Source organism: Methylobacterium brachiatum (assembly GCF_020523825.1).
GTDB classification, from domain to species: domain Bacteria; phylum Pseudomonadota; class Alphaproteobacteria; order Rhizobiales; family Beijerinckiaceae; genus Methylobacterium; species Methylobacterium brachiatum.
The window spans coordinates 195350-218844 of sequence record NZ_JAJALK010000003.1; the positions used below are offsets into that span (position 1 = coordinate 195350).

At 68.9% G+C, this 23495-nt stretch carries 25 protein-coding genes; 16 read left to right on the plus strand and 9 right to left on the minus strand.

The genetic code is table 11. From position 1 onward, the window contains the following. Positions 1–132: 132 nt before the first annotated feature. The 4 genes from rplI to rpsF all read right to left on the minus strand — a co-directional run bounded on the left by rplI (position 133) and on the right by rpsF (position 2624). Positions 133–705, minus strand: coding sequence for a 50S ribosomal protein L9 (gene rplI / locus LGR69_RS08020; RefSeq protein WP_007561034.1), 573 nt, complete (start codon positions 703–705; stop codon positions 133–135). A 41-nt stretch (positions 706–746) separates the two neighbouring features. Then, complete coding sequence (locus LGR69_RS08025) at positions 747–1781, minus strand: hypothetical protein (RefSeq protein ID WP_230365711.1); 1035 nt, start codon at positions 1779–1781, stop codon at positions 747–749. Positions 1782–1910: 129 nt separating this feature from the next. Then, positions 1911–2162: a 30S ribosomal protein S18 gene (gene rpsR, locus LGR69_RS08030; RefSeq protein WP_007561044.1), complete on the minus strand. Its 252-nt coding sequence runs from the start codon at positions 2160–2162 to the stop codon at positions 1911–1913. A gap of 3 nt (positions 2163–2165) precedes the next feature. Beyond that, on the minus strand, positions 2166–2624 hold the full coding sequence (gene rpsF / locus LGR69_RS08035) for a 30S ribosomal protein S6 (protein ID WP_007561046.1): 459 nt from the start codon (positions 2622–2624) through the stop codon (positions 2166–2168). Positions 2625–2999: 375 nt separating this feature from the next. Here rpsF and LGR69_RS08040 point away from each other — a divergent pair, with 375 nt between their 5' ends. From LGR69_RS08040 to era, 5 genes are all read left to right on the plus strand, one after another. After that, complete coding sequence (locus tag LGR69_RS08040; RefSeq protein ID WP_230365712.1) at positions 3000–3749, plus strand: pyridoxine 5'-phosphate synthase; 750 nt, start codon at positions 3000–3002, stop codon at positions 3747–3749. Further along, entirely contained in the window at positions 3746–4144 is a 399-nt protein-coding gene (gene acpS / locus LGR69_RS08045) for a holo-ACP synthase (protein WP_007561049.1), read from the plus strand. The genes LGR69_RS08040 and acpS overlap by 4 nt, the downstream gene beginning before the upstream one ends. Before the next feature lie 249 nt (positions 4145–4393). Continuing rightward, positions 4394–5194: a signal peptidase I gene (lepB, locus tag LGR69_RS08050; protein ID WP_007561051.1), complete on the plus strand. Its 801-nt coding sequence runs from the start codon at positions 4394–4396 to the stop codon at positions 5192–5194. 11 nt (positions 5195–5205) lie between these two features. Beyond that, positions 5206–5970 (plus strand): ribonuclease III, encoded by a 765-nt coding sequence (gene rnc / locus LGR69_RS08055; RefSeq protein WP_039902523.1) that lies wholly within the window; start codon positions 5206–5208, stop codon positions 5968–5970. Further along, positions 5967–6953, plus strand: a complete 987-nt coding sequence (era, locus tag LGR69_RS08060; RefSeq protein ID WP_091862839.1) for a GTPase Era — start codon at positions 5967–5969, stop codon at positions 6951–6953. The genes rnc and era overlap by 4 nt, the downstream gene beginning before the upstream one ends. Before the next feature lie 99 nt (positions 6954–7052). On the opposite strand, the gene LGR69_RS08065 is transcribed toward era, so the two are convergent. Then, complete coding sequence (locus tag LGR69_RS08065) at positions 7053–9131, minus strand: prolyl oligopeptidase family serine peptidase (RefSeq protein ID WP_230365713.1); 2079 nt, start codon at positions 9129–9131, stop codon at positions 7053–7055. 242 nt (positions 9132–9373) lie between these two features. On the opposite strand from LGR69_RS08065, the gene LGR69_RS08070 reads away from it, so the two are divergent. Next, positions 9374–10279 (plus strand): class I SAM-dependent methyltransferase, encoded by a 906-nt coding sequence (locus LGR69_RS08070; RefSeq protein WP_122163006.1) that lies wholly within the window; start codon positions 9374–9376, stop codon positions 10277–10279. Next, a complete protein-coding gene (locus LGR69_RS08075; RefSeq protein ID WP_122162463.1) occupies positions 10276–11016 on the plus strand; it encodes a pseudouridine synthase in 741 nt (246 codons plus the stop codon). The genes LGR69_RS08070 and LGR69_RS08075 overlap by 4 nt, the downstream gene beginning before the upstream one ends. Before the next feature lie 24 nt (positions 11017–11040). Here LGR69_RS08075 and LGR69_RS08080 read toward each other — a convergent pair whose 3' ends face one another. Beyond that, positions 11041–11298: a CCDC90 family protein gene (locus LGR69_RS08080; protein WP_230365714.1), complete on the minus strand. Its 258-nt coding sequence runs from the start codon at positions 11296–11298 to the stop codon at positions 11041–11043. A 225-nt stretch (positions 11299–11523) separates the two neighbouring features. Between LGR69_RS08080 and LGR69_RS08085 the strand changes: the two genes are divergently transcribed. The 4 genes from LGR69_RS08085 to LGR69_RS08100 all read left to right on the plus strand — a co-directional run bounded on the left by LGR69_RS08085 (position 11524) and on the right by LGR69_RS08100 (position 15212). Then, complete coding sequence (locus LGR69_RS08085) at positions 11524–12591, plus strand: 30S ribosomal protein S2 (RefSeq protein ID WP_007561064.1); 1068 nt, start codon at positions 11524–11526, stop codon at positions 12589–12591. Positions 12592–12707: 116 nt separating this feature from the next. Continuing rightward, complete coding sequence (gene tsf, locus LGR69_RS08090; protein WP_050733772.1) at positions 12708–13634, plus strand: translation elongation factor Ts; 927 nt, start codon at positions 12708–12710, stop codon at positions 13632–13634. A 308-nt stretch (positions 13635–13942) separates the two neighbouring features. Continuing rightward, on the plus strand, positions 13943–14095 hold the full coding sequence (locus LGR69_RS08095) for a hypothetical protein (protein ID WP_230365715.1): 153 nt from the start codon (positions 13943–13945) through the stop codon (positions 14093–14095). Positions 14096–14234: 139 nt separating this feature from the next. Continuing rightward, the gene (locus tag LGR69_RS08100) at positions 14235–15212 is read left to right on the plus strand and encodes a sterol desaturase family protein (RefSeq protein WP_230365716.1); all 978 of its coding nucleotides are present in this window, start codon (positions 14235–14237) and stop codon (positions 15210–15212) included. 609 nt (positions 15213–15821) lie between these two features. Here LGR69_RS08100 and LGR69_RS08105 read toward each other — a convergent pair. Both LGR69_RS08105 and LGR69_RS08110 read right to left on the minus strand, forming a co-directional pair. Next, positions 15822–16637 carry a metallophosphoesterase family protein gene (locus LGR69_RS08105; protein ID WP_230365717.1) on the minus strand — a complete coding sequence of 272 codons (816 nt, stop codon included), beginning with the start codon at positions 16635–16637 and terminating at the stop codon, positions 15822–15824. Continuing rightward, positions 16634–17536 (minus strand): diacylglycerol/lipid kinase family protein, encoded by a 903-nt coding sequence (locus LGR69_RS08110; protein ID WP_230365718.1) that lies wholly within the window; start codon positions 17534–17536, stop codon positions 16634–16636. Before LGR69_RS08110 ends, LGR69_RS08105 begins: the two co-directional genes overlap by 4 nt. Before the next feature lie 188 nt (positions 17537–17724). Between LGR69_RS08110 and pyrH the strand changes: the two genes are divergently transcribed. The 4 genes from pyrH (at position 17725) to dxr (ending at position 21254) form a co-directional block, all read left to right on the plus strand. Continuing rightward, the gene (gene pyrH / locus LGR69_RS08115; protein WP_007561072.1) at positions 17725–18447 is read left to right on the plus strand and encodes a UMP kinase; all 723 of its coding nucleotides are present in this window, start codon (positions 17725–17727) and stop codon (positions 18445–18447) included. A gap of 168 nt (positions 18448–18615) precedes the next feature. Then, complete coding sequence (frr, locus tag LGR69_RS08120; protein ID WP_007561074.1) at positions 18616–19179, plus strand: ribosome recycling factor; 564 nt, start codon at positions 18616–18618, stop codon at positions 19177–19179. 19 nt (positions 19180–19198) lie between these two features. Further along, positions 19199–20056 (plus strand): phosphatidate cytidylyltransferase, encoded by an 858-nt coding sequence (locus LGR69_RS08125; protein WP_230365719.1) that lies wholly within the window; start codon positions 19199–19201, stop codon positions 20054–20056. A 19-nt stretch (positions 20057–20075) separates the two neighbouring features. Beyond that, positions 20076–21254, plus strand: a complete 1179-nt coding sequence (gene dxr / locus LGR69_RS08130) for a 1-deoxy-D-xylulose-5-phosphate reductoisomerase (protein ID WP_230365720.1) — start codon at positions 20076–20078, stop codon at positions 21252–21254. A 195-nt stretch (positions 21255–21449) separates the two neighbouring features. On the opposite strand, the gene LGR69_RS08135 is transcribed toward dxr, so the two are convergent. Further along, the gene (locus LGR69_RS08135) at positions 21450–22109 is read right to left on the minus strand and encodes a TetR/AcrR family transcriptional regulator (protein WP_230365721.1); all 660 of its coding nucleotides are present in this window, start codon (positions 22107–22109) and stop codon (positions 21450–21452) included. A 139-nt stretch (positions 22110–22248) separates the two neighbouring features. Between LGR69_RS08135 and LGR69_RS08140 the strand changes: the two genes are divergently transcribed. Continuing rightward, a complete protein-coding gene (locus LGR69_RS08140; RefSeq protein ID WP_230365722.1) occupies positions 22249–23493 on the plus strand; it encodes an HlyD family secretion protein in 1245 nt (414 codons plus the stop codon). The last annotated feature ends 2 nt before the right edge of the window (positions 23494–23495 follow it).

Sequence of the window (23495 nt, forward strand, 5' to 3'; positions counted from 1 at the left end):
AAAACTGGAACGTGTCAAGTCTTGGGGCGAATGATCCCCAATGTTCACCGCTATACAGGGATGCGGGCGACGCCGCCCCGCGCGAGCCGAAGGGCCCTTGCGGAGCGGCGCCAGCCGTGGATCCCGACGGACTCAGCCGCGGTCGTCGGCACCTTCGCCGGCATCGGCCAGCGCCATGCCGACCTCCAGGCCGAGGTCGTCGAGGTTGAACGCCTCGCGCTCGGTGACCGACTCGCCGCGCGCCTGACGCTCGGCCTCTTCGGGGCTGCGGGCGACGTTGACGGTGATCTGGACCTCGACCTCGGGGTGCAGCACCACCGGGACGGTGTGCAGGCCCAGCGTCTTGATCGGCTGGTTCAGGATGAACTGGCCGCGATCGACGGTGAAGCCCTCCTTGGCCACCACCTCGGCGAGGTCGCGGGTGGAGACGGAGCCGTAGAGCACGCCGGTCTCGCCCGACTGGCGGATCAGGATGAAGCTCTGGCCGTTCAGCTTCTCGGCGACGGCCTCGGCGTCCTTCTTCCGGTCGAGGTTACGGGCCTCGAGCTGGGCGCGCTGCGACTCGAAGTGCTTCTTGTTGGATTCCGTCGCGCGCAGCGCCTTGCCGCGCGCGAGCAGGAAGTTGCGGGCGAAGCCCGGGCGGACGTTCACGGTCTCGCCCATCTGGCCGAGCTTGGCCACGCGCTCGAGCAGGATCACTTCCATCGTCATTTTCCTTCAGTTGGTCGGCCGCACGGGCCGGGGACTCACGGCGCCGGGTTGTCCTTCGGACGGCGGCGATCGAGGGCGGTGTCGGCCAGGCCGAACAGGGTGAGTGCCACCAGGGCGACGCCCTGGGTCACGAACAGGATCAGGTACATGCCGAACAGCATGAGCCCGCGCCCCGGCCGGCCGCGCGAGCGGTCGTGGAAGGCGGCGAGCCCCTGGAGCGCGAAGGCCGCGCTGAAGGCGCCGACCAGCGCGACGCCGAACACCCCGATGAAGCCGGGGGCGAAGCACATCAGCACGGCGGCTGCCAGGGTAACCAGGGTCGTGCGCGGCATGGCGGTCGACGGCAGGTCCGGCCAGGGCCGAGGCAGGCGCCCGGAGATCCTCACGATCCGGGCCGAGGCCCAGAGATAGAAGGTCAAGAGCAGGGTGAGCCCGTTGGCCGCGAAGGCCGGCACGACGCGCGCGAGGGCGTCAGCGACTTCGCCTCGCGTCACCTCGGCCTCGTCCTGGCCGGGCTTGGGCGTCGCGTCCGGCTTGGCACCCGCGTCGGGGGCGGGAGAGCCGGCTTCGGCTTGCGGCGCGTCGGTGCGGCGGGGTTCGGTCGCCGGCCGGGCGGCGGGGTCGCGGACCTGCACCAGCGTGCGGGCGAGCCCGCGCAGCTGCGCGTCGAAGGCCGCGTGGTTCGGCGAGGACAGGACCGCGATGGCGATGAAGGCGAGGGCGGCCGTGGCGGCGGTCCAGCCGAGGAGGCGGCCGGTCGGGTACCATTCGAGGCCGGACGGCGTCTCGCGGCCGAGCAGCGTCAGGTAGGCGAGCCACCAGGCCGGCAGGGCGATGTAGGCGGCGTAGGCGAGGCCCATGAAGGGCGCGATCACGAGCGCCAGGGCGAGGCTGCCGGCGGCCGCCGCCGTGAGGGCGGCCTTGTGGCTCCAGCCCAGGCCGACGATGAGGATCGGCAGAGGCGCGACGAGGTAGAGCAGGATCGCCAGCGGGGTCGCCTTCAGCAGCACCCCGAACAGGAGTGCGGAGACGAGGCCCGCGCCGATACCGATGCCGATATGCTGTGCCATGGGTTCCGCTGTCCCGCTGCCGTCACGGCAGGGTTAGAGGCGTCGCTGCGCCCCAACGATCGAGCGATGTCGCATCGCTCTCTGAGGAAGCCGGCCCGGGTCGATGCCGGGCCGGCCAGTCGAATCAGCCTACTTGATCACGTAGGGCAGCAGGCCAAGGAAACGGGCGCGCTTGATCGCCTGGGCGAGCTCGCGCTGCTTCTTGGCCGAGACCGCGGTGATGCGGGACGGGACGATCTTGCCGCGCTCGGACACGTAGCGGGACAGGAGCTTGACGTCCTTGTAGTCGATCTTCGGCGCGTTCGCGCCGGAGAACGGGCAAGTCTTACGACGACGGAAGAAGGGACGGCGTCCGCCGCCTGCACCAGCACCGAAAGCCATGGTTTAGCCCTCCCCGCCGAAGCTGCGCTCGGGACGATCGCCGCGCTCGGGGCGCTCGCCGCCGCCGAACCCGCCGCCGCCACCGAAGCCGTCATCGTCACGACGCCGGCCGCGCTCGCGATCCTTGCGGTCGTCGCGGTCGCGCTTCTGCATCATCGCCGACGGCTCGGAATCGAGATCCTCGACCCGGACGGTCATGAAGCGCAGCACGTCCTCGGAGATCTGCATCTGACGCTCCATCTCGGCGATGGCGGCCGGGGGGGCGTCGATGTTGAGGAGCGCGAAATGCGCCTTGCGGTTCTTCTTGATGCGGTAGGCCAGGGACTTCACGCCCCACATCTCGATCTTCTCGAGGCGGCCGCCGTTCTGCTCGATCACACCCTTGTAGGTGTCGATCATCGTCTCGACCTGCTGGGACGTCACGTCCTGCCGGGCCAAGAGCACGTGCTCGTAGAGAGGCATATCGGGCCTTTCAGTGTCAAAAGGAGCCCGGCCGCCCGGAGGCGGCTGGTTCGGGCCGGTTCATTCGCGAGACGCTCGGCGCCAAGCCCTTCGAGCCGTTTTTGCAGGCCCGAGCGGTTGATCGAAGGCGGAGACACCGGACGACGGATCGTTCAGGATCCTATGCCGCAAGCGGCACCGTCCGTTCAGCCCCCGGCCGGAGCGAACGCGAGGGGCGGCGCATAATCGGTTTTTCGCAGGCTGGCAAGACCGGCCGGTCTCGACGCGGCTCGACCGCCTGAGCGCCGGCGCGGCTTGCCCATCGGGCGGATCGCCAACATATCGGCGGTTCGAGGGCGCCCGCCGGACCGTGGCGGCCCCGGGACGAATCGGCCCATGACCTCCGAAAAGCTGCGCCTCGGCGTCAACATCGATCACGTCGCCACGGTGCGCAACGCCCGCGGCGAGTCCTATCCCGACCCGGTGCGGGCCGCCCTCCTGGCGGTCGAGGCCGGGGCGGACGGCATCACGGCGCATCTGCGCGAGGACCGGCGTCACATCCGGGACGCCGACATCGCCGCGCTGAAGCGCGATCTCACCGTGCCCCTCAACTTCGAGATGGCGGCCACCGACGAGATGGTGACGATCGCCCTGGCGACACGCCCCCACGCCGCCTGCCTGGTGCCGGAGAAGCGCGCGGAGCGCACCACCGAGGGCGGCCTCGACATCGTCAACGGACGCGATCACCTCGCCCCCCGGATCCGCGCCCTGGCGGAGGCCGGGATCCGCGTCTCTCTGTTCGTCGAGCCCGAGCCTGCGGTGATGGACGCCGCCCGTGCGCTCGGCGCGCCGGTGGTCGAATTGCACACCGGCAGCTATTGCGAGGCCGCCGTGGCGGGCGATGAGGCGCGGGTTGCCCACGAACTGGCGCGGATCACGCGGGCGGCCGAGCACGGCGCCGGGCTCGGCCTGGAGATCCATGCCGGGCACGGGCTCACGGTCCGGAGCGTCGGGCCGGTGGCGGCGCTGCCGCAGATCCGGGAGCTGAATATCGGCCACGCCCTGATCGCCGACGCGATCTTCGTCGGGCTCGCCCAGGCGGTGCGCGACATGCGGGCCGCCATGGATCGCGCGCGGCGCCCATGATCATCGGCATCGGCTCGGATCTCTGCGACATCGACCGGATCGCCCGGACGCTCGCGCGCCATGGCGACCGCTTCACGCACCGGGTGTTCACCGATGGCGAGCGGGCGCGCTGCGACCGCCGCGCCGCCCGCGCGCCGGGCTACGCCAGGCGCTTTGCCGCCAAGGAGGCCTGCGCCAAGGCGCTGGGCACCGGCCTCAGCAACGGCGTGTTCTGGCGCGACATGGAGGTGGTGAACCTGCCCTCCGGCCAGCCGACCCTGCGGCTCTCCGGCGGTGCCGCCGCGCGACTCGCCGAGATGCTGCCGGCGGGGCATGAGGGCCGGCTGCATGTGAGCCTCACGGACGATCCGCCCATGGCTCAAGCCTTCGTGATCATCGAGGCGCTGCCGGCGTGAGACCCGGGATGGCGGATTAGCCCGCTACCCTCGCGCGTTGCCGGGGGCTCGCGCTTGGTCTAGACCGCCGCACCAGCGGACACGATTGCGGCGCATTCCTCGGGACAACCGCAGATCAGCCGCAGGCGGCGGGGCCGGGCCTCGCGGGCGGCTGGCGTATGATGCGGACGGGCGGAAGCCGGTTCCGGGCGTATCGTACGAGAACGGAAAAGCTGGGGCGTGCTCCGGCGACGGAATCTGAGTCTGAAGATGGAACGCGCACGCGTGGATCACGACGGCAAGCCGCTGACGAAACCGGTCGAGACCGGCACCTGGGCCAGCATCCGCGAGACGCTGAAGGTCGGCGTCCAGGCGCTGCTGATCGCCCTGGTGGTCCGCACGCTGCTGTTCCAGCCGTTCAACATCCCGTCGGGGTCGCTGGTGCCGACGCTGCTGATCGGCGATTACCTGTTCGTCTCGAAGTATTCCTACGGCTACTCGAAATACTCCCTGCCGCTCTCGGAATACATTCCGATCCAGGCGGATGGGCGCGTCTGGGCGGCCGAGCCGAAGCGCGGCGACATCGCGGTGTTCAAGCTGCCCAAGGACAACGCCACGGATTACATCAAGCGCGTGATCGGCCTGCCGGGCGACAAGATCCAGATGATCGACGGCGTGCTCAACATCAACGGCAAGCCGGTCAAGCGCGAGCGGATCGCCGATTACGAGACCACCGATCCCTATGGGCAGGCGACCAAGGTGCCCCAGTATCTCGAGACGCTGCCCAACGGCGTCGTCCACCGGGTGATCGAGCGCGACGGCGACAACGGCTTCTGGGACAAGACCGAGCTCTACACCGTGCCCAGCGGCCACTTCTTCATGATGGGCGACAACCGCGACAACTCCACCGATTCGCGCGATCTCGCGAGCGTCGGCTACGTGCCCTTCGCCAATCTGGTCGGGCGCGCCGAGATGATCTTCTTCTCGATCGACGAGGGCACCCCGGCCTGGCAGCTCTGGAACTGGCCGGCCCATGTGCGCTGGTCGCGCCTGTTCTCGACCATCCATTGAACGGCCCGAACTTGGACGAGGCTGGACAGGCCCGACCGTCTTCCCGGGCACGGCGTTCCCACAAGCCCAGGCCGCCGCTCGGCGTCCTGGAGGAGCGGATCGGCCATAGCTTCGCCGATCAGAACCTGCTGACCCGGGCGCTCACCCATACCAGCAAGGCCACCGGGCGCGGCGGCAGCTACCAGCGCCTGGAGTTCCTGGGCGACCGGGTGCTCGGGCTAGCCGTGGCCGACCGCCTCTACGCCGCCTTTCCCGACGCGGACGAAGGCGACCTGTCACGCCGCCTGGCCGGCCTCGTGCGCCGGGAGACCTGCGCGGCGGTGGCCGCCTCCTGGGAGGTCGGGCCGCACCTGATCCTCGGCCAGGGCGAGGTGATGGGCGGCGGCCGGCGCAACCAGACGATCCTGGCCGACGTCTGCGAGGCGATCCTCGGTGCGATCTACCTCGATGCCGGCTTCGAGGCCGCCCGGGTGATCGTCGAGGCGCATTTCCATCCAGCCGAGCCCATGGCAGCCCATCGCGGCCGCGACGCCAAATCCGCCCTGCAGGAATGGGCCATGGGCCGGAGCCTGCCGATCCCCGTCTACGCGGTGGTCGAGCGCACCGGCCCGGATCATGCGCCCCGGTTCCGCATTGCCGTACAAGTCGAGGGGCTCGAGCCGGGTCACGGCGAGGGCACCTCGAAGCGTGTCGCCGAGCAGGAGGCCGCCCGCGCGCTGATGGAGCGCGAGGGAATCGGCACCGTCCCGGAGACGGGGCCGACGGAGACAGCATGACCGACCACGAACAAGACGACGGACAGGACGAGGGGCATGCCGAGGGGCCGGCCCCCAAGGCGCCATCGACGCTTCCGGGCACGCCCGCGGATTCACGGGCGGGCTTCGTCGCGCTGATCGGCGTGCCGAATGCCGGCAAGTCGACCCTCCTCAACAACCTGGTCGGCACGAAGGTCTCGATCGTTTCGCGCAAGGTGCAGACGACCCGGGCGCTCGTGCGCGGCATCCTGATCGAGGGCTCGGCCCAGGTGATCCTGGTCGACACCCCGGGCATCTTCGCGCCCAAGCGCCGCCTCGATCGGGCGATGGTGCATTCCGCCTGGAGCGGCGCCGCCGACGCGGATGCGGTCTGCCTGCTGGTCGATGCCCGCAAGGGCCTGGACGAGGAGGTCGAGGCGATTCTGAGCCGCCTCGGCGAGGTGAAGCGCGAGAAGATGCTGATCCTCAACAAGATCGACCTGATCCCGCGCGAGCGGCTGCTCGATCTGGCCGCCAAGCTCAACGCGGCCTCGCCGTTTGCCGAGACATTCATGATCTCGGCGCTCAAGGGTGACGGCGTCGGCGACCTGCGCCGTGCGCTCGCCGCCCGGATGCCGCCGGGCCCGTGGCTCTACCCGGAGGATCAGGTCTCGGACGCGCCGCTGCGCATGCTCGCCGCGGAGATTACCCGGGAAAAAATCTATGACCGGCTGCACGAGGAACTGCCCTACCGCTCCACGGTCGAGACCGACCAGTGGCAGATCCGGCCGGACGGCTCGGTCCGGATCGAGCAGACGATCTTCGTCGAGCGCGAGAGCCAGCGTTCGATCGTGCTCGGCAAGGGCGGCCAGACCATCAAGGCGATCGGTCAGGCGGCCCGCATCGGGATCGCCGAGGCGGCGGACGCCAAGGTCCACCTGTTCCTGCACGTGAAGGTGCGTGAGAACTGGGCCGACGACCCCGCCCGCTACCGCGAGATGGGCCTGGAATTCCCCCGCGGCTGAACCGGGTTTCCGGGGGCTCGCCCTTCGGCAGAGCCCCCCAGACTTGCAGGGCTCTGCCCTACACCCGCAAAAGGTCGAAGACCTTTTGAAACCCGGACTCTAGGCCTCCGGGGCATCCCAGCCGATTGAGCGACGCAGGAAGGTCAGGCCGAGCGCCAGGAACGATGCCGTCTCGGCATTGTCCTTGCCGTAGCCGTGACCGCCTGAGGCGGGCTCGTAGAAGGACGCGTCGTAGCCGAGGGCGTTCAGCTTCCGGGCCATCTTGCGGGCATGGCCGGGATGCACCCGGTCGTCGCGGCGGCTGGTGGCCAGCAGGATCGGCGGATAGGGCCGGCCCGCCTCGGCTTTGTGGTAGGCCGAGATCGCGCCGAGGAAGGCCCAATCCTGCGGATCGTCCGGGTCGCCGTATTCCGCGATCCAGCTCGCCCCGGCCAGGAGCTTGGTGTAGCGGCGCATGTCGATCAGCGGGATCGTGCAGAACAGCGCTCCGAACCGTTCCGGATAGCGGGTCAGCATGTTGGCGATCAGCAGGCCGCCATTCGAGCCGCCTTCCGCGGCGATCCGGCCCGGCCGGGTCACGCCGCGCGCCACGAGGTCGGCCGCGACCGCGGCGAAATCGTCATGGGCCCGTGCCTTGCCCTCGCGACGGCCGGCATCGTGCCAGCGCGTGCCGAACTCGCCGCCCCCGCGGATATTGGCGACGACGCTCGTGCCGCCTCGCTCCAGCCAGAGCTTGCCCAGGACCGGGGAATAGCTCGGCAGCAGCGGGAGCCGGAACCCGCCATAGGCCGTCATATGCACCGGAGCCTCGCCGGTCAGGGCCTCCGGTCCGGTCTGGACGTAGGGCACCCGCGTGCCGTCCGCCGAGATTGCCTCGTGCCGGGTGACCCGCAGGCCCTGCGCGTCGAAAGCCGGCGGGGTCCGGCGCAGCACCGTGGGTGCTTCGAGGCTCGGCGGGATGCTGAGCAGCGTCGCGGGCGTCACAGGGTCGTGCACGGTCGCCAGCAGCGTGCCGTCCGCTTCCTCGGGGTCGCCGTCGAGGGGCCAGACATGGACGCTGCCGAGGGCCGGCAGCCCGTCGAGCGGCCGTGTCGTCCAGGCCCCCCCTTCGGGCGTGCAGACCGTGTAGGTCGGGCGCAGGTCGTCGAGCGCATGGACGAACAGGCGCCCCGCCGACCAGAACACGTCCTGGAGCGCCCGTCGCTCGTCCGGCCGCCACAGGACCGTGAAGTCGCGGCGACCCGCCAGGAATGCCGAGAGCGGCATCGCCAGCACCGTGTCGGTCGCGTGCTCCACGCCGCCTACCAGCCAGGGCTGGCGCGGCCGCACCGCGAGGTAATCCCGGTCGATCTGGACGTCCGCGTCCGAGGGCAGGTCGAGCCGGGTGCGCGGGCCGCTCCGGTCGCCGAGGTGGATCGTCGTGTCGAAGAAGCCGATCTGCTCGATGAAGACGAGCCGCTCGACGCCCGTCTCCCGGTCCACCGAGGCCCAGGCGGCCATGCTGGTCTCCGGTACCTCGAACAGCACTGCGGCGGCCAGCGGATCCGAGCCGCGCGACAACATCCGGGTGGCGCGGGGGTAGCCCGCGCGGGTGGCCATGCCGTCGCCGTAGGCGCTCGCGACCAGCAGCGTGTCGCGGTCGAGCCAGGCCGCACCGCCCTTCGACTCCGGCAGGACGAAGCCGTCGGCCACGAAGCGGCGGGCGGTCAGGTCGAACTCGCGCACGACCTTGGCGTCGCCGCCGCCCCGGCTGAGGGACAGCAGGGCGCGGTCGTGACCCTCCTTCAGGACCGACGACCCGGCCCAGACCCAATCCTCGCCCTCCGCGGCGGCAAGCGCATCGAGGTCGAGCAGGATGTCCCAGTCCGGCGACTCGGTCCGGAAGCTCGCCTCGTCGGTGCGCCGCCACAGGCCGCGCGGGTGCTCGGCATCCGTCCAGAAATTATAGAGCAGCCCGCCCCGGCGCGAGACGAACGGGATACGTTCCGGCCGATCCAGGATGGTCCGCGCGGTGTCGCGATCCCGGGCGAAGGCGGCATCGCCGTAGCGGGCCAGGGTCTCGGCGTTGCGGGCCTCGACCCAGGCCAGCGCCTCCGGCCCATCGATCTCTTCCAACCACAGGTAGGGATCGTCGTCCGGATTCTGGAGGGTCGGGCGCGGGTCGTTCGGAGCGGTCATGACCGCAAGATAGACCCGGGTTTGGGGATTCGGGAACCGCCCCGATGGAGCAGGGGCAGGGGCTCGCCCGCGGCGGACGGTCTGCCCTCTGACAAGTCCGTGCGGCGACCCCGAGGCTGGGCTTTCGGAGCCATTCCGGGTAACAGGCGACGTTCCCTCCGGATGATCCGAGTCGGGTGCGGGCTTCCCGCTCCGCTGTGGATTCGCGTTCCGATGCCAGCTCTCCAGATCCTGAATTGTTCATGCGCCATGCCGTTTACGGCCTGCCGCCGGTCGACCTCGCAGAGGTCCCCGGCGACGCCGTCCAGCTTTCCCCCCTGATCCCCGGCTCAGCCCGGCTCGAGGACCTGACCGAGGGCAGCCTCGATGCCGCGACCGTGCTGGCGCCCCCCGGCACGATCGAGCGGCGCTACGTGCTCGCTCATACGTTGCGGGCGCTCGTGCCCGGCGGCCGGATGCTGGCACTCGCGCCGAAGGACCGGGGCGGCACGCGGCTGGCCAAGGAACTGGCCGCTTTCGCGTGTCACGCTGCCGACGAGCCGCGCCGCCACCACCGGATCTGCAGGCTCGTCCGGCCGCCGGAGCCGGCCGGGCTGACCGCGGCGATCGACGAGGGTAGCCCGCGCCACGTCGACAACCTCGCTCTGTGCACGCAGCCCGGCGTCTTCTCCTGGGACCGGCTCGATCCCGGTACGGCGTTGCTCCTGGCGAACCTGCCGCCGCTGAAGGGCAAGGGGGCCGATCTCGGCTGCGGTCTCGGGATCCTCGCCCGGGCGATCCTGGGCTCGCCCGCGGTCACCGCGCTGACGCTGGTGGAGATCGATCGCCGGGCCGTCGAGATGGCGCATCGCAACGTCGCCGATCCGCGGGCGACGATCGTCTGGGCCGATATCCGGGCGGCCGGCGCGGTGCCGGGCAGCCTCGACTTCGTCGTGATGAATCCGCCGTTCCACGATGGCGGCACCGAGGATCAGGCGCTCGGCCGAACCTTCATTGCCCGGGCCGCGGAGGCGCTGCGCAAGGGCGGCACGCTGTGGCTCGTGGCCAATGCGCACCTGCCCTACGAGACCGCCCTGGGTGCCGCGTTCCGTGACGTCTCGGTCACGGTGCAGGCCGGGGGCTACCGGGTCTACGAGGCGCGCCGATGAAGGCGGCCAAATCCGTCCGCCTCGACAAGCTGCTGGCCAATCTCGGCTACGGGTCGCGCCGCGAGATCCAGGGGCTGGCCCGCGCCGGCGCGATCCTATTGGACGGCGCCGAGCTGGCGGATGCCGGCGACCGGATCGCCCTCGATCCCGATCTTCCGGAGCGTCTGACCGTCGACGGCGCGCCGGTCGATCCGCTGCCGGGCCTGTGCCTGATGCTGCACAAGCCGCTCGGCGTGACCTGCTCGCACAAGGAGGCCGGGCCCCTCGTCTACGGGCTGTTGCCCGAACGCTGGCGCCGGCGCGACCCGCCGCTCTCCACCGTGGGGCGCCTCGACAAGGAGACCTCCGGCCTGTTGCTGCTCACCGATGACGGCGCGCTGCTCCACCGGATCATCGCGCCCAAGGCGAATGTGGCCAAGCGCTACCGGGTCACCCTAGACCGGCCGCTCGACGGCACCGAGGGAGCGACCTTCGCGTCCGGCACGCTAGTGCTGGAGGGTGAGGACCGGCCCTTGCTGCCGGTGCATCTGGACGTCGAGGATCCCACCCATTGCGCGGTGACGCTGACGGAAGGCCGCTACCACCAGGTGCGCCGGATGTTCGCCGCCATCGGCAACCACGTCGTGGCTTTGCATCGGGACCGGGTCGGCGGGCTCGACCTGCCGGCGGACCTGCCGGCCGGGGGCTACCGGGTTATGGGTCCGGCCGATATCGCCGCCGTGTTCGCGGGCACCTGATCGCTCTGCACCTGGACTACGGCCTCAATGAAGCGACCGGGCGAGGGCGACGACGGCTCCGATGATCGCCAGCGTCTGAAAGCCGATCAATCCGGCGACCCAGCGCACGATCTCGGCGCGAGTCTCTGCCAATTCGGCGCGCAGATCTGCCTTCGTGACGAGATCGCCCTGAAGCGCTTCGGCCATGGCATCGGCCAAGCCCTCGGCCTGCTCGGACGAGAGCTTGACCTTGTCCCGGAGGGTCCGGGCAAATTTCAGCGTATCGAATGCGACGCCCGCCATGCGGGGACTTATCGGTGTCGGAGGCCTCGGGTTGCAAGCTCTGAGAGGCGGCCGCCCTTCGATTTCACCCGAATCCTTGCGCCCCGCCCCGGGCTCTGCTAAGCGCCCGCCCATCCCACACGCGGAGCCGGCCTCATGCCTGAATGAGGCGTCTTCCGGTGGCCGTCCGAATGCGTCGGGCGGCTGCATCCCTCCGCGGCGGATCCAACCGGAGAGTACAAAGACATGGCCGTCGATTTCACTATGCGTCAGCTCCTCGAGGCGGGCGCCCATTTCGGTCACCAGGCCCACCGCTGGAATCCGAAGATGCAGCCGTACATCTTCGGCACCCGCAACAACATCCACATCATCGACCTGGCCCAGACCGTGCCGGCGATGCACACCGCGCTGCAGGCGGTAAGCGACACCGTCGCGAAGGGCGGCCGGGTGCTGTTCGTGGGCACCAAGCGCCAGGCGGCCGACACGATCGCCGACGCCGCCAAGCGCTCGGCCCAGTACTACGTCAATTCCCGCTGGCTGGGCGGCATGCTCACCAACTGGAAGACCATCTCGGGCTCGATCGCGCGCCTGCGCAAGGTCACCGAGACGCTGGAGACCGGCGGCCCGGGCCTGACCAAGAAGGAGCGCCTGATGCTGTCCCGTGAGAAGGACAAGCTCGAGAAGGCGCTCGGCGGCATCAAGGACATGGGCGGCGTGCCCGACCTGCTGTTCGTGATCGACACCAACAAGGAGCAGCTGGCGATCAAGGAGGCGAACCGCCTCGGGATCCCGGTGGCCGCCATCGTCGACACCAACTGCAACCCGGACGGCATCACCCACATCGTCCCGGCCAACGACGATGCCGGCCGCGCCATCGCGCTCTACTGCGACCTGATCGCCAAGGCCGCCATCGACGGCATCTCGCGGGCCCAGGGCTCGTCGGGCGTCGATCTCGGCGCCTCCGAGGAGCCGCAGGCCGAGGAGCTGCCGGCGAACGACGACGCGGCCGTCTCGGTCGAGTCCGACGCGCTCGACCCGGCCGACGTGGCGATGCTCGCCGAGTCGACCGAGCATTTTGAGCTGCTCGCCGCTCCGCGCGGCGCGCCGGACGACCTGACCAAGCTGCATGGCGCCGGTCCGCAGATCGTCCAGAAGCTCAACGATGCCGGCATCTACCATTACTGGCAGATCGCCGCGATGACCCCGGACGAGGTCGCCAAGGTCGATTCCGACCTGAAGCTCAACGGCCGCATCGACCGCGATTCGTGGGTCTCGCAGGCCCGCGGTTTCGTCGAGGCCGCCGCCGCGGTCTAACTCTCGGTACGTCGCGGCGCCCCGTCATCGGGGCGTCGTGAACCCAGGCATACCGGGCCCGGCCGCTTACCCGCGCGCCGGGCCTCTCTCATCCAGACCACACGAAAGGGACCGCCATGGCCAACATCACCGCCGCGATGGTGAAGGAGCTCCGGGAGAAGACCGGCGCGGGCATGATGGACTGCAAGGGCGCGCTCAACGAGACGCAGGGCGACATCGAGGCGGCCATCGACTGGCTGCGCAAGAAGGGCCTCGCCAAGGCTGCCAAGAAGGCCGGCCGCGTCGCCGCCGAGGGCCTGGTCGCCGTCGAATCCGCCGGCCATCATGCCGCGATCGTCGAGGTGAATTCCGAGACCGACTTCGTCGCCCGCAACGACGCCTTCCAGGCCTTCGCCCGCGAGGCCGCCAAGATCGCCCTCAACACCGACGGCACCCTGGAGGGCCTCCAGGCCGCCAAGTTCCCGGGCGCCACCGAGACCGTCTCGGAGAAGCTGCAGAGCCTGATCGCCACCATCGGCGAGAACATGAACCTGCGCCGGGTCGCCAAGCTCGAGGTCAAGAAGGGCGTCATCGCCTCCTACGTCCACAGCCAGGTCTCGGACGGGCTGGGCAAGATCGGCGTGCTCGTGGCGCTCGAGTCCGAAGGCGACGTCGACGCCCTGTCGAATCTCGGCCGCCAGATCGCCATGCACGTCGCCGCCACCAACCCGGTGGCGCTGGACGCCTCCGGCGTCGACGCTGCGACCCTGGAGCGCGAGTCGAACATCCTGCGCGAGAAGAACGCCGGCAAGCCGGACCACGTGCTCGCCAAGATCGTCGAGAGCGGCCTGAAGAGCTACTACAAGGAGGTCACCCTCCTGGAGCAGCCCTTCGTGCATGACGGCTCGAAGACGGTCAGCCAGGTGCTCAAGGAAGCCGCCGGCAAGGTCGGCGGCCCCGTCACCCTGACCGCGTTCGTCCGCTACGCGCTGGGCGAGGGCATCGAGAAGGAAGAGGGCCCGGACTTCGCCACCGAAGTCGCCCAGCAGGCCGGTCGCGCCTGATTCGTCCGGACCTTTCGGTCTGACGATTTCAAAAACCCCGTCCGGCGTGAGCCGGGCGGGGTTTTCATTTGCATCAAGTACAGATTTGTGCGGCGACGAAGATGTTTTTCGGGAAGGCCACAGGAAGGCAAAGTAGCCGTTGCGTATCTAACTCAGCTCAGTTTTGACCGCGCAATCATCTTGAACAATGACGACAGCGTTGCACGCGATATAGATTTTCGTCAGTCGCAAAAAACTCTGAAGGTTTTCGGCAAACACCGCCATCTTGGGTGTCAAGGCGTAATACGGTCGGCGTTGGATGGCGCCAGATGGACGATACGCCCATTGATGGATCTGCCGTGCTCGCCACTGAGAGACTGCAGGCCAAGCTCAAACCGTCGGGGCGCCTGCGAACAAGACCAGTTCTCCATCCGGCCATGCGCGTTTTTGACGCATCGTTCGATCCCGGCATCCACGTCTAAGTAGTTACCGGGCAATTTACCTTGGTTTGATTGACCCCACGACGATTGAAAAACCCCTCGAACTTCCCTCTTGTCTGATTGATTTGCCAAGCAACAAACCAAGTAATTTTACCAATATCCTCCAATCTCGGACTCGGCGATGGAATACGTCCTCAAATTGTTTATGGAAATCCATCCATTCTTCTTGACTTGGGGTGTATTTTTTTTCGGGGGCTTGGCGTTTATTGTATTCCAGGCTTTCGGCAGTGACGTGAGGATAAATTTAAAGGAAATCAAAGAAAATTTTCTTCCTTTTAATCCGATCAGTTCCGCATCAGTCAAAACAGATATGGTGATATATCTGTTTCGTAAATTTACTGATGTTGTGTTTTCTATGCCAGGGCTGGCAGTTTTCACGCTTATTGCAAGCCAGTCCGAGCGCGTGATCACCATTTTTGTCGGTTTTAGCCCGAATCTTTCCGCCACGCAGTTTTCCGCGTTTAGTTGCACCTGTGTGATGATTCTGGCCGTCGAATTTTCTGAATATGTTGTTCATTATCTTGAGCATAAGGTCCCATTTCTATGGGAACTGCACAAAGTTCATCATTCCGCTGAACACATGACGCCCCTGACCACGAAGAGGGAGCACTCCTTCCTGCAGTTTGCCAGTGGTCTGACGGGCGGTGTCATTAAAGGTATACCCGCCGGGATAATCATGTTCCTGTATGGTTTCAGTCTCGGCGAAACGCTGGTTCTGAGCATCGTCGCGAACAGAATTCTTCTGGTCTGGACCTTGGATCCCTTGAAACATTCTCACATACCAATCGGCCTTGGGTGGTTTGATAAAATATTCATCAGTCCTCATATGCACCAGATTCATCACAGCAAGACACAGGCGCATTGGGACCGAAATTTTGGGACGAATTTATCGATTTTCGATTGGGCTTTCGGAACTGCGTACAAGCCTCTGAAGGGCGAGAAGGCCGTGTTCGGCATCTCCGGCTATAGTGATGCGTCTCTGCAAAAATTTAATACGATCCATGGCGCTTTCATTAATCCTATTAAGCGGAGCTACAAGCGTATTGCTAAGCATTTTCCGTCAGCAGAGGCGCCAAAGACTGAAACGGTAAAGCCGTGAGGGACTATTGCGCGGCAGGATTCTTTTCTAGGTCGACCTGCATCTGCGTTTTCGGGGAGCAAAGCAGGGACGTATCGTTCGAAAACAGGCTTCGCTTCGCGAGGCGGATCTTTACGGTCACACCTCTCGAACAAAGCGTAAGCCGCCCGTATCGTGCATGAGCGGGGCAGGGCGGGGAGCGAGCCGTGTCCGAAGAAGCCTGAGCCTTCTCGTTGTTGGAGAGGGCGTGAATCGCGACAGACCCAGCGCGTTGCCTGACCATTCCGGGCTAGCGGAGCGAAGGATATTCGGCTTGCGGATGCGTCGGCCGCATCCAGTGGCCCCTCGTAGAGCATCCGCATTTGTGAACGGGTTGTAAATTCTTGACAGCAACCAGGTTTAAAGCCTGAAACACGGCTCGCCACACGCCCGGAAACCTAATCCCGCCCGTCCCGTGTTGCAGCGCACACCGGCCGCGGCACGGCCGCGCTAGATCACGTGCATGGCTTTGAAAACCTTCTCCTACTTGATGATCGGCGTGTTCGCGTCCGGTCTCGTCATGACGCTTCTCGGCTCCGTCGGCGTCTTCACCGGGAGCTGACAAGATCGGCGCCGGCGCGACCATGTCGGTCATGCCGGCGCCGCATCGACCCAGGCGCGCCCGTCCCACAGCCGCACGGTGACGGTCGCAAGACCGCCCGCGATGGTGATCCGGTTGTAGGCGTTCGGCTCGTTGCCCCGCAGCCGCGTCGAGGTCGCCGAGCCGGCCTGGACGGCGAGCAACCGCCCCGGGCGCGAGCGGACCGCGCTCTGATCCACCAAGGCATCCTCGGGGGTCTCGGGGTCCGCGTAGCGGGCGTAGTGCCGGTGCAGATGGCCCGCCAGCGTCAGGCCGACCCCGCAGCGCCGGAACGCGGCCAGGGCCCGATCGGCCCGCCCGACCATCCGGGCTTCCGCGTCCCAGGGGGGCGGCAGGAACGGGTGGTGACCCACGACGATCTTGAACAGGTGATCCGGCATCGCCGTGAGCCGCGCCTCGGCCCGGACGATCTGGCTGCGGCGGATCACGCCGTGCGACCAGTCCGGCTCCGGCGCCCAGCGCCGCACCGTGTTCAGGCAGACGATCCCGATCTCCGCATCCTCGAAGCACGGCTCGGTCTCGGCCGCGATGGCGCGCCGGTAGCGCGTGAACGGCCGCAGGAAGCGCTGGATCAGGCGGAACGGCGAGATGTCGTGGTTGCCCGGCACCCCGATCCAGGGCGGCTTCAGCCGGTCGAGGAAGGCGCGGGCCTCGGCGAATTCCGACGGGCGCGCCGCCATGGTGAAATCCCCCGAGGCGACGATCAGGTCCGGGGCGTCGGCGTTCAGCTCATGAACCAGCGCTTCCACCACCGCCGGGTCGGTGCGGCCGAAATGCAGGTCGGAGATATGGCTGATCCGTCTCACGGATGGCCGCCCGTCTTCGGCACGATCACGGTCAGCGCCTGCCGGTGGATCCGGTAGCGCAGGGGCGCGGGGATCAGGGTCACCTCGCCGTCGTTCATGACCCGGAGCGCCCGGGCCTCCGACGCGATGGTCAAGTTCGTGGCCGGCACCCGCTCCACGTCCGGCAGCCGCCGCCAATCGCCCAGGGCGAAGCCGAGGGCGAGGCGCAGGGTCCGGGCCAGTGAGAGATGCGCCAGGACATAGAGCGTGAGCCGCCCGGCATCGACGGGCGCCCGCACCAGCATGTGGCCCGGGCGCTCGACGTAATCGCCGATCACGACGGCCAGCAGCCGGAACCGCCAGGTCCGGACCGCGCCGTCGATCGTGCCGGTCACGGTGAGGCGCGGATACCGGCCGAGATGGCGCAGGACCCCCACGACCCAGCGCAGCAGGCTGCGCAGGCCGAGATGGCGGCGATGCGCTTCCCGGTGCCGCGTCACCCGGGCGGGCAGGCCGAGCACCGAGTTGATCAGGAACGTGCGGCCATTGACCTCACCGACATCGATCCGGCGTCGGCCGCCCGCAACCAGCGCGGCCACCGCGCCGTCGATATCGAGCGGTACCCCGAGATCCCGGGCCAGAAGGTTCAGGGTGCCGAGCGGCAGGATCCCCAGCGGCGTGGTCTTGCCGACGAGGGCCGCGGCCGCGCACGCGATGGTGCCGTCGCCGCCGGCCACCACCAGGGCGTCGATATCGGGCTCAGAGGCCGCGGCGGCGATCCGCACCGGCAGGGGCGCCCCCCGATCGGCCTCGCCGAGCGGTTCGATCCCGGCCGCGACCAGCTTCTCCCGGATCGCCTCCGGCGTCGTGCCGGACGCCACCGCCCCGGAGGCGCCGTTGATGACGAGTGCGATGCGCATGGAATCCCGGGCGTCCATCCCGATGGCGGGCCTCGCTCCTCTGCCAAAGCTGCACGTCGATCGCGTGTCGGTGGCAGATCGTCCCCGTGATCCCCGCCTGGATCGCCGCGCGCCCCTCGACGCCGCTCCCGCGGCTGACGTAGAAGCCTCGCGGGTTCGCGCGATGCGGTGGGGAGCCGGAGATCGAGATGCCGGAAGCGACGCCGTTTCGCCGTATCCTCCTCAAGCTGTCGGGCGAGGCCCTGGCCGCTCCTGACGGCTACTGGCTCCATCCGCCCACGCTGGCGGCCCTGGCCGAGGACATCGCCCGGACCATCGAGGCCGGGGCCGAGATCGCCATCGTGGTCGGGGGCGGCAACATGATCCGCGGCGCCCGCATCTCGGCGGCCGGCTGGATCGACCGGGCGACCGGTGATTCCCTGGGCATGATGGCCACGGTGATGAACTCGCTGGCGATCGAGACCGCGCTCAACGCCGCGGGCGTGCCGGCCCGGACCATGTCGGCGGTGTCGATGCCGACGATCTGCGAGACCTATGCCCGCCAGCCGGCCCTGCACCATCTCGACAAGGGTCAGGTGGTGGTGCTCGCCGGCGGCACCGGCAACCCGTTCTTCACGACCGACACCGCCGCGGTCCTGCGCGCCGCCGAGCTGCGCTGCGACGCCGTGCTCAAGGCCACGCAGGTGGACGGCGTCTACTCGGCCGATCCCAAGAAGGATCCGAGCGCCACCCGCTACGACCGGCTGACCCATGACGAGGCGATCGCCCGCGACCTCAAGGTGATGGACACCGCGGCCTTCGCGCTCGCCCGCGAGAGCCGGCTCTCGATCGTGGTCGGCTCCCTGCATCCGCCGAGCTCGATCGCCGGGATCCTGTCGGGCGAGGCGCCTTCGACCCTCGTGGCGCCCTGATCCGGCACCCGCGCGCCTCGCGATTCGCATCGCGGCCTTCGGAATGCCGGTGACCCGCTTTCCGGAGGATGCGCCGGAGGTTTGCGGCACCGGGAAAATTCCGCCATTGAGGCCGCGACTGCCCGTACTGGGCGAGAAGACAACGTCAGACGTGTCGGGACGACCACCATGGCCACACCGGAATTCGACCTCAACGACATCAAGCGCCGCATGCAGGGCGCGGTCGCGTCGCTCTCCAAGGATCTCGGATCCCTGCGGACCGGGCGCGCCACGCCCTCGCTGCTCGACCCGATCCAGGTCGACGCCTACGGCTCGTCGATGCCGATGGCGCAGGTTGCCACCGTGAGCGTGCCCGAGCCCCGGCTTCTGTCGATCTCGGTCTGGGACCGCAGCATGGTCACCGCCGTCGAGAAGGCGATCCGCGAATCCGATCTCGGCCTCAACCCGCAGACCGAGGGCCAGACCATCCGGCTGCGCATCCCCGAAATGAACGAGCAGCGCCGTAAGGAGATGGTCAAGGTCGCCCACAAATACACCGAGGAGGCGCGCGTCGCCGTGCGCCACGTCCGCCGGGACGGGCTCGACCACCTGAAGAAGCTCCTGAAGGACAGCGCCATCTCGGAGGATGACGAGAAGCGCCAGGCTGCAGATGTGCAGAAGGCGACCGACCAGTTCATCGCCGAGATCGACGGCGTGCTGGCCGCCAAGGAGAAGGAGATCATGCACGTCTGAGGCGAAGGCCGAGACGCGCGTGACCTCCACCGCCCCACCGGCCGCACGCCCCTCCGGGCGGCGCGAGCTCTGGCTGCGCGTCGCCTCGGGCGTGGTCCTCGCCCCGGCGATCCTCGCGGCCCTGGTCTATGGCGGCTGGCCCTTCGCGGGGATCTGGCTCGCCGCCGGCATCATCGGCTTCGCCGAATGGATGGTGATGAGCCGGACCGAGCCGCGCGAGGTGCTGATCGCGCTGGGCGCGGCGACGCTCGGCGCCCTGCTGCTCTGCCAGCGCGGCGGCGCCCCGGCGCTCGCCTGCCTCGCCGTCCTGCTCCTCGGGGCCGCGGCCTGCGCCACGGTGGCGCGCACCGGCTTCGGCCGGGTACGGACGCTCGCCGGCGTGCTCGGAGCCGCGGCCATCGCGTCGGTGCCGGTGGCCCTGCGCGACGATCCCGGGATCGGCCTCGTCGGCCCGGCCTGGATGTTCGCCGTGGTCTGGTCCACCGACATCGCGGCCTATTTCGCCGGCCGCAAGATCGGCGGGCCGAAGCTGATGCCCCGGGTCTCGCCCAACAAGACCTGGTCGGGTGCGATCGGCGGCCTGGTCGGCGCGGTCGCAGCCGGGTCGCTCGTGGCGGTGGCCGCCGACCTCGCCGGGCTGGACCTGCCGAGCGCCGCCTCGCTGCCGGTGGTGGCCGGGGTGAGCGCCCTGGCCTCCGTGCTGAGCCAGGCCGGCGACCTGCTCGAATCCGGCCTCAAGCGCCGCTACGGGGTGAAGGATTCGGGCAAGATCATCCCGGGCCATGGCGGCGTCATGGACCGGCTCGACGGATTTTTTGCAGTGGCCGTGTTGGCCGGGCTCTATCTCGCCCTGCGTGGAAGCGGTCTGATCCCGTGACGATGAGGGAGTTTCACCCGTGACCCAGACCGTCGCCGTCTTCGGCGCCACCGGCTCGATCGGGCGCTCCACCGCCGATCTGCTGGCCCAGCACCCGGACCGGTTCCGCACCGGCGCCGTGGTTGGCGGTCGCGACGCGGTCGCGCTCGCCAAGGTCGCGCGTGAGCTCGGCGCCTCCTTCGCGGCGCTCGCCGACGCGAGTGCCGGCCCGGCCCTCGCCGAGGCGCTCTCGGGCAGCGGCATTCCCAACGGAGCCGGGGAGGGTGCCGTCATGGAGGCCGCCGCCCGCGATGCCGATATCGTCGTCGCCGCGGTGAGCGGCGCGGCCGGGCTGAAATCCACCCATGCCGCGCTCCGGCTCGGCCGCAAGGTCGCGCTCGCCAACAAGGAGAGCCTGGTCTGCGCCGGCGACGCCTTCATGCGCGACGCGGCGCGCTACGGCGCCACGATCCTGCCGATGGATTCCGAGCACGACGCGCTCAGCCAGGCGCTCGCCGGCCGGCCGCTGGCGGATGTCCGCACCATGATGATCACCGCCTCGGGCGGCCCGTTCCGGACCTGGACCCGGGAGCGGATCGCCGCCGCCTCCGCGACCGAGGCCGCGGCCCATCCGACCTGGTCGATGGGCATGAAGATCAACATCGATTCGGCCAGCCTGATGAACAAGGGCCTGGAGCTGATCGAGGCGCACCACCTGTTCGGCATCGAGCCCGAGCGCCTGGACGTCGTCGTCCACCCGCAATCGGTGATCCACGGCCTGGTCTACTGGCTCGACGGCGCCGTCACCGCCGAGCTGGCGCTCCCCGACATGCGCGTGCCGATCTCGCACTGCCTCGGCCTCGGCGACCGTCTGACCATCGCCCGGGGTCGGCCCCTGGACCTGGTAAAGCTCGGCGCGCTGACCTTCGAGGCTGCCGACGAGGAGCGCTTCCCGTGCCTGCGCATCGCCCGGACGGCGCTCGCCGCCGGCGGGGCGGCGCCCACCGTCATGAATGCCGCGAACGAGATCGCGGTGGCCGCCTTCATCGCCGGCCGGATCGGCTTCTACGGGATCAGCGACCTGGTCGAGCGCGCCTGCGGGCATTTCGCCGGGCAGTACCGGACCGCGCCCGCCGACGTGGATGAGGCGCTGGCCATCGACGCCCATGTCCGCGTCTGGAGCGCCGAGGCTCTGCCGGAGCTGCGTGCGGCGGGGTAGTGGCGGCCGCCGGAAATGTCTTCAGACTCCGCCTGAACCGGCACTCCCACCCAATCCCCTCATCCTAAGGTGCCGGGCGATCGAAGATCGCCGGGCCTCGAAGGAGATCTCCGTCGTGTCCTCCGCTTCGCTCCGCCACCTCGGGATGAGGCCGTGCGGGGGACGTCGGATGGCCCTACGGGGGCGTGGGATCGATCAATCCTTGGCCGCTCCGCCCGAGGCATCCGCCCCGTACCCGGCCAGAAACACCCGCACCGCCTCCGCGACCTGAAACCGCTTCCGGGCTTCGTCCGCCATGCCGCCGGCCGCGAACAGGAGTCGGGTCAGGAGGCCCGCCAGGCACAGATGCAGGAAGTGCTGGGCCGCGAGGGTCGTATCGGTGATGCGCAGCCGGCCGCTCTCCACCTGGACGTCGAGATAGGCCGCCAACCGGGCGACACCGCAGGCCGGCCCGGCCTCGTAATAGACCTGGCCGAAATGCGGGAACTTCTCGCAGACACCGATGACCATGCGATGCACGGAGATGTGCTCCGGCTTGGACATCTCGGCCAGGAAGCTCATCCCCAACCGCGTCAGCACGGCCGGGACATCCGAATCGGCCGGGTCGAAGGTGAACAGGGTCTCGGCCAGGCTGGACTTCTCCAGGATGATCAGGGCCTCGAACAGGGCCTCCTTGCTGTCGAAATAGACGTAGAGCGTGCCCTTGGAGACGCCCGCGGCCCGGGCGATCTCGCCCATGCTGGCCCCGTCGAACCCGGAGGCGAGGAAGACGCGGCGCGCGCCCTCGAGGATCTGCCGCCGCTTGTCGCTTTCGGTCGAGGCCGAGCCCCGCTCCAGCACCACGCCCTGAACCATCACCCTGCTCCGCGTCGGAGACGCTGCTTCGCTTGACCGAACCGTTCGGTCAATCTACCCTGAAGGCAGATTCGACGTGCGTCAAGGCGCGTCCTGTCGGCTGACCGAACGGTTCGGTCATGAGACCAGAGGCTCCACGATGTCCCTTCGCGAAGATGGCGACCGGCCGGTTGCCGACAATGCGTTCGTGGAGGACGAGCGCGCCGAGGGTCCGGCGCCCCGCCATGCCACCCCGCGCAACGCCGAGGCGGCGCAGGCTTCCGCGCCGACCGCGCCGGACTCGCCCCCCGCCCGCAAGCGTCCGCTCCGGCGGGCGCTGCTGCTCGGCGTGCTGGCGGCGGCCCTCGGCGGCGGCACCTACGAGGGCTGGCAATGGTGGAGCGTCGGGCGGTTCTTCGTCTCGACCGACGACGCCTACGTGCAGGCCGATATCTCGGTCCTGGCCGCCAAGGTCTCGGGCTATCTCGAATCCGTGCCCGTGGTGAACGGCGTCTCGGTGAAGAAGGGCGACGTGATTGCCAAGCTCGACGACGGCGATTACCGCCTCGCGCTGCAGGCCGCGCAGGACAAGCTCGCTACGCAGGAAAGCACGATCGTGCGGATCGGCCGGCAGGTCGAGGCCGCGCAGGCGCAGGTCACCCAGGCCGCCGCGCAGATCGACGCGACCCGCGCCGACGCCGTGCGCGCCCAGGCGGATTTCGCCCGGGCGACCCAGATGCAGGCCGATTACGTCGCCAAGTCGCGGATCGACCAGGCCCGCGCCGACCGGGACCGCACCGAGGCCTCGGTCAAGGGCATGGAGGCCGGCCTCCTGGCGGCCCGCGCCAATGTCGACGTGCTCCAGGCCCAGAAGCGCGAGGCCGAGCGGCTCTCGGCCGAGCTGCGCACCGCCGTCGATCGCGCCCGGCGCGACCTCGACTTCACGGTGATCCGTGCGCCGTTCGACGGCGTGGTCGGCAACAAGGCGGTCGAGGCCGGGGCCTACGTGGCGCCCGGAACCCGGGTCGCCGCCCTGGTCCCGCTCCAGAGCGTGCGCATCGACGCGAACTTCAAGGAGACGCAGGTCCAGCGCATGCGCCCGGGCCAGCCGGTGATCGTGACGGTGGACGCCTATCCGGACCGCGAGATCCATGGGGTGGTCGAGTCGTTCTCGCCGGCCTCCGGCTCGGTGTTCAGCCTGCTGCCCCCGGACAACGCCACCGGCAACTTCACCAAGATCGTCCAGCGCCTGCCGGTGCGGGTGCTCGTGCCCGAGGACGTCGCCCGCGAGGGGCTGCTGCGGCCCGGCCTCTCGGCCGAGGTTCGGGTCGATACCCGCGGTGGCACCGACCGCTCGGTCCTCGACCAGGCCGCGAACCGGCGGTTCGACGCCGCGAGCCGCTGAGC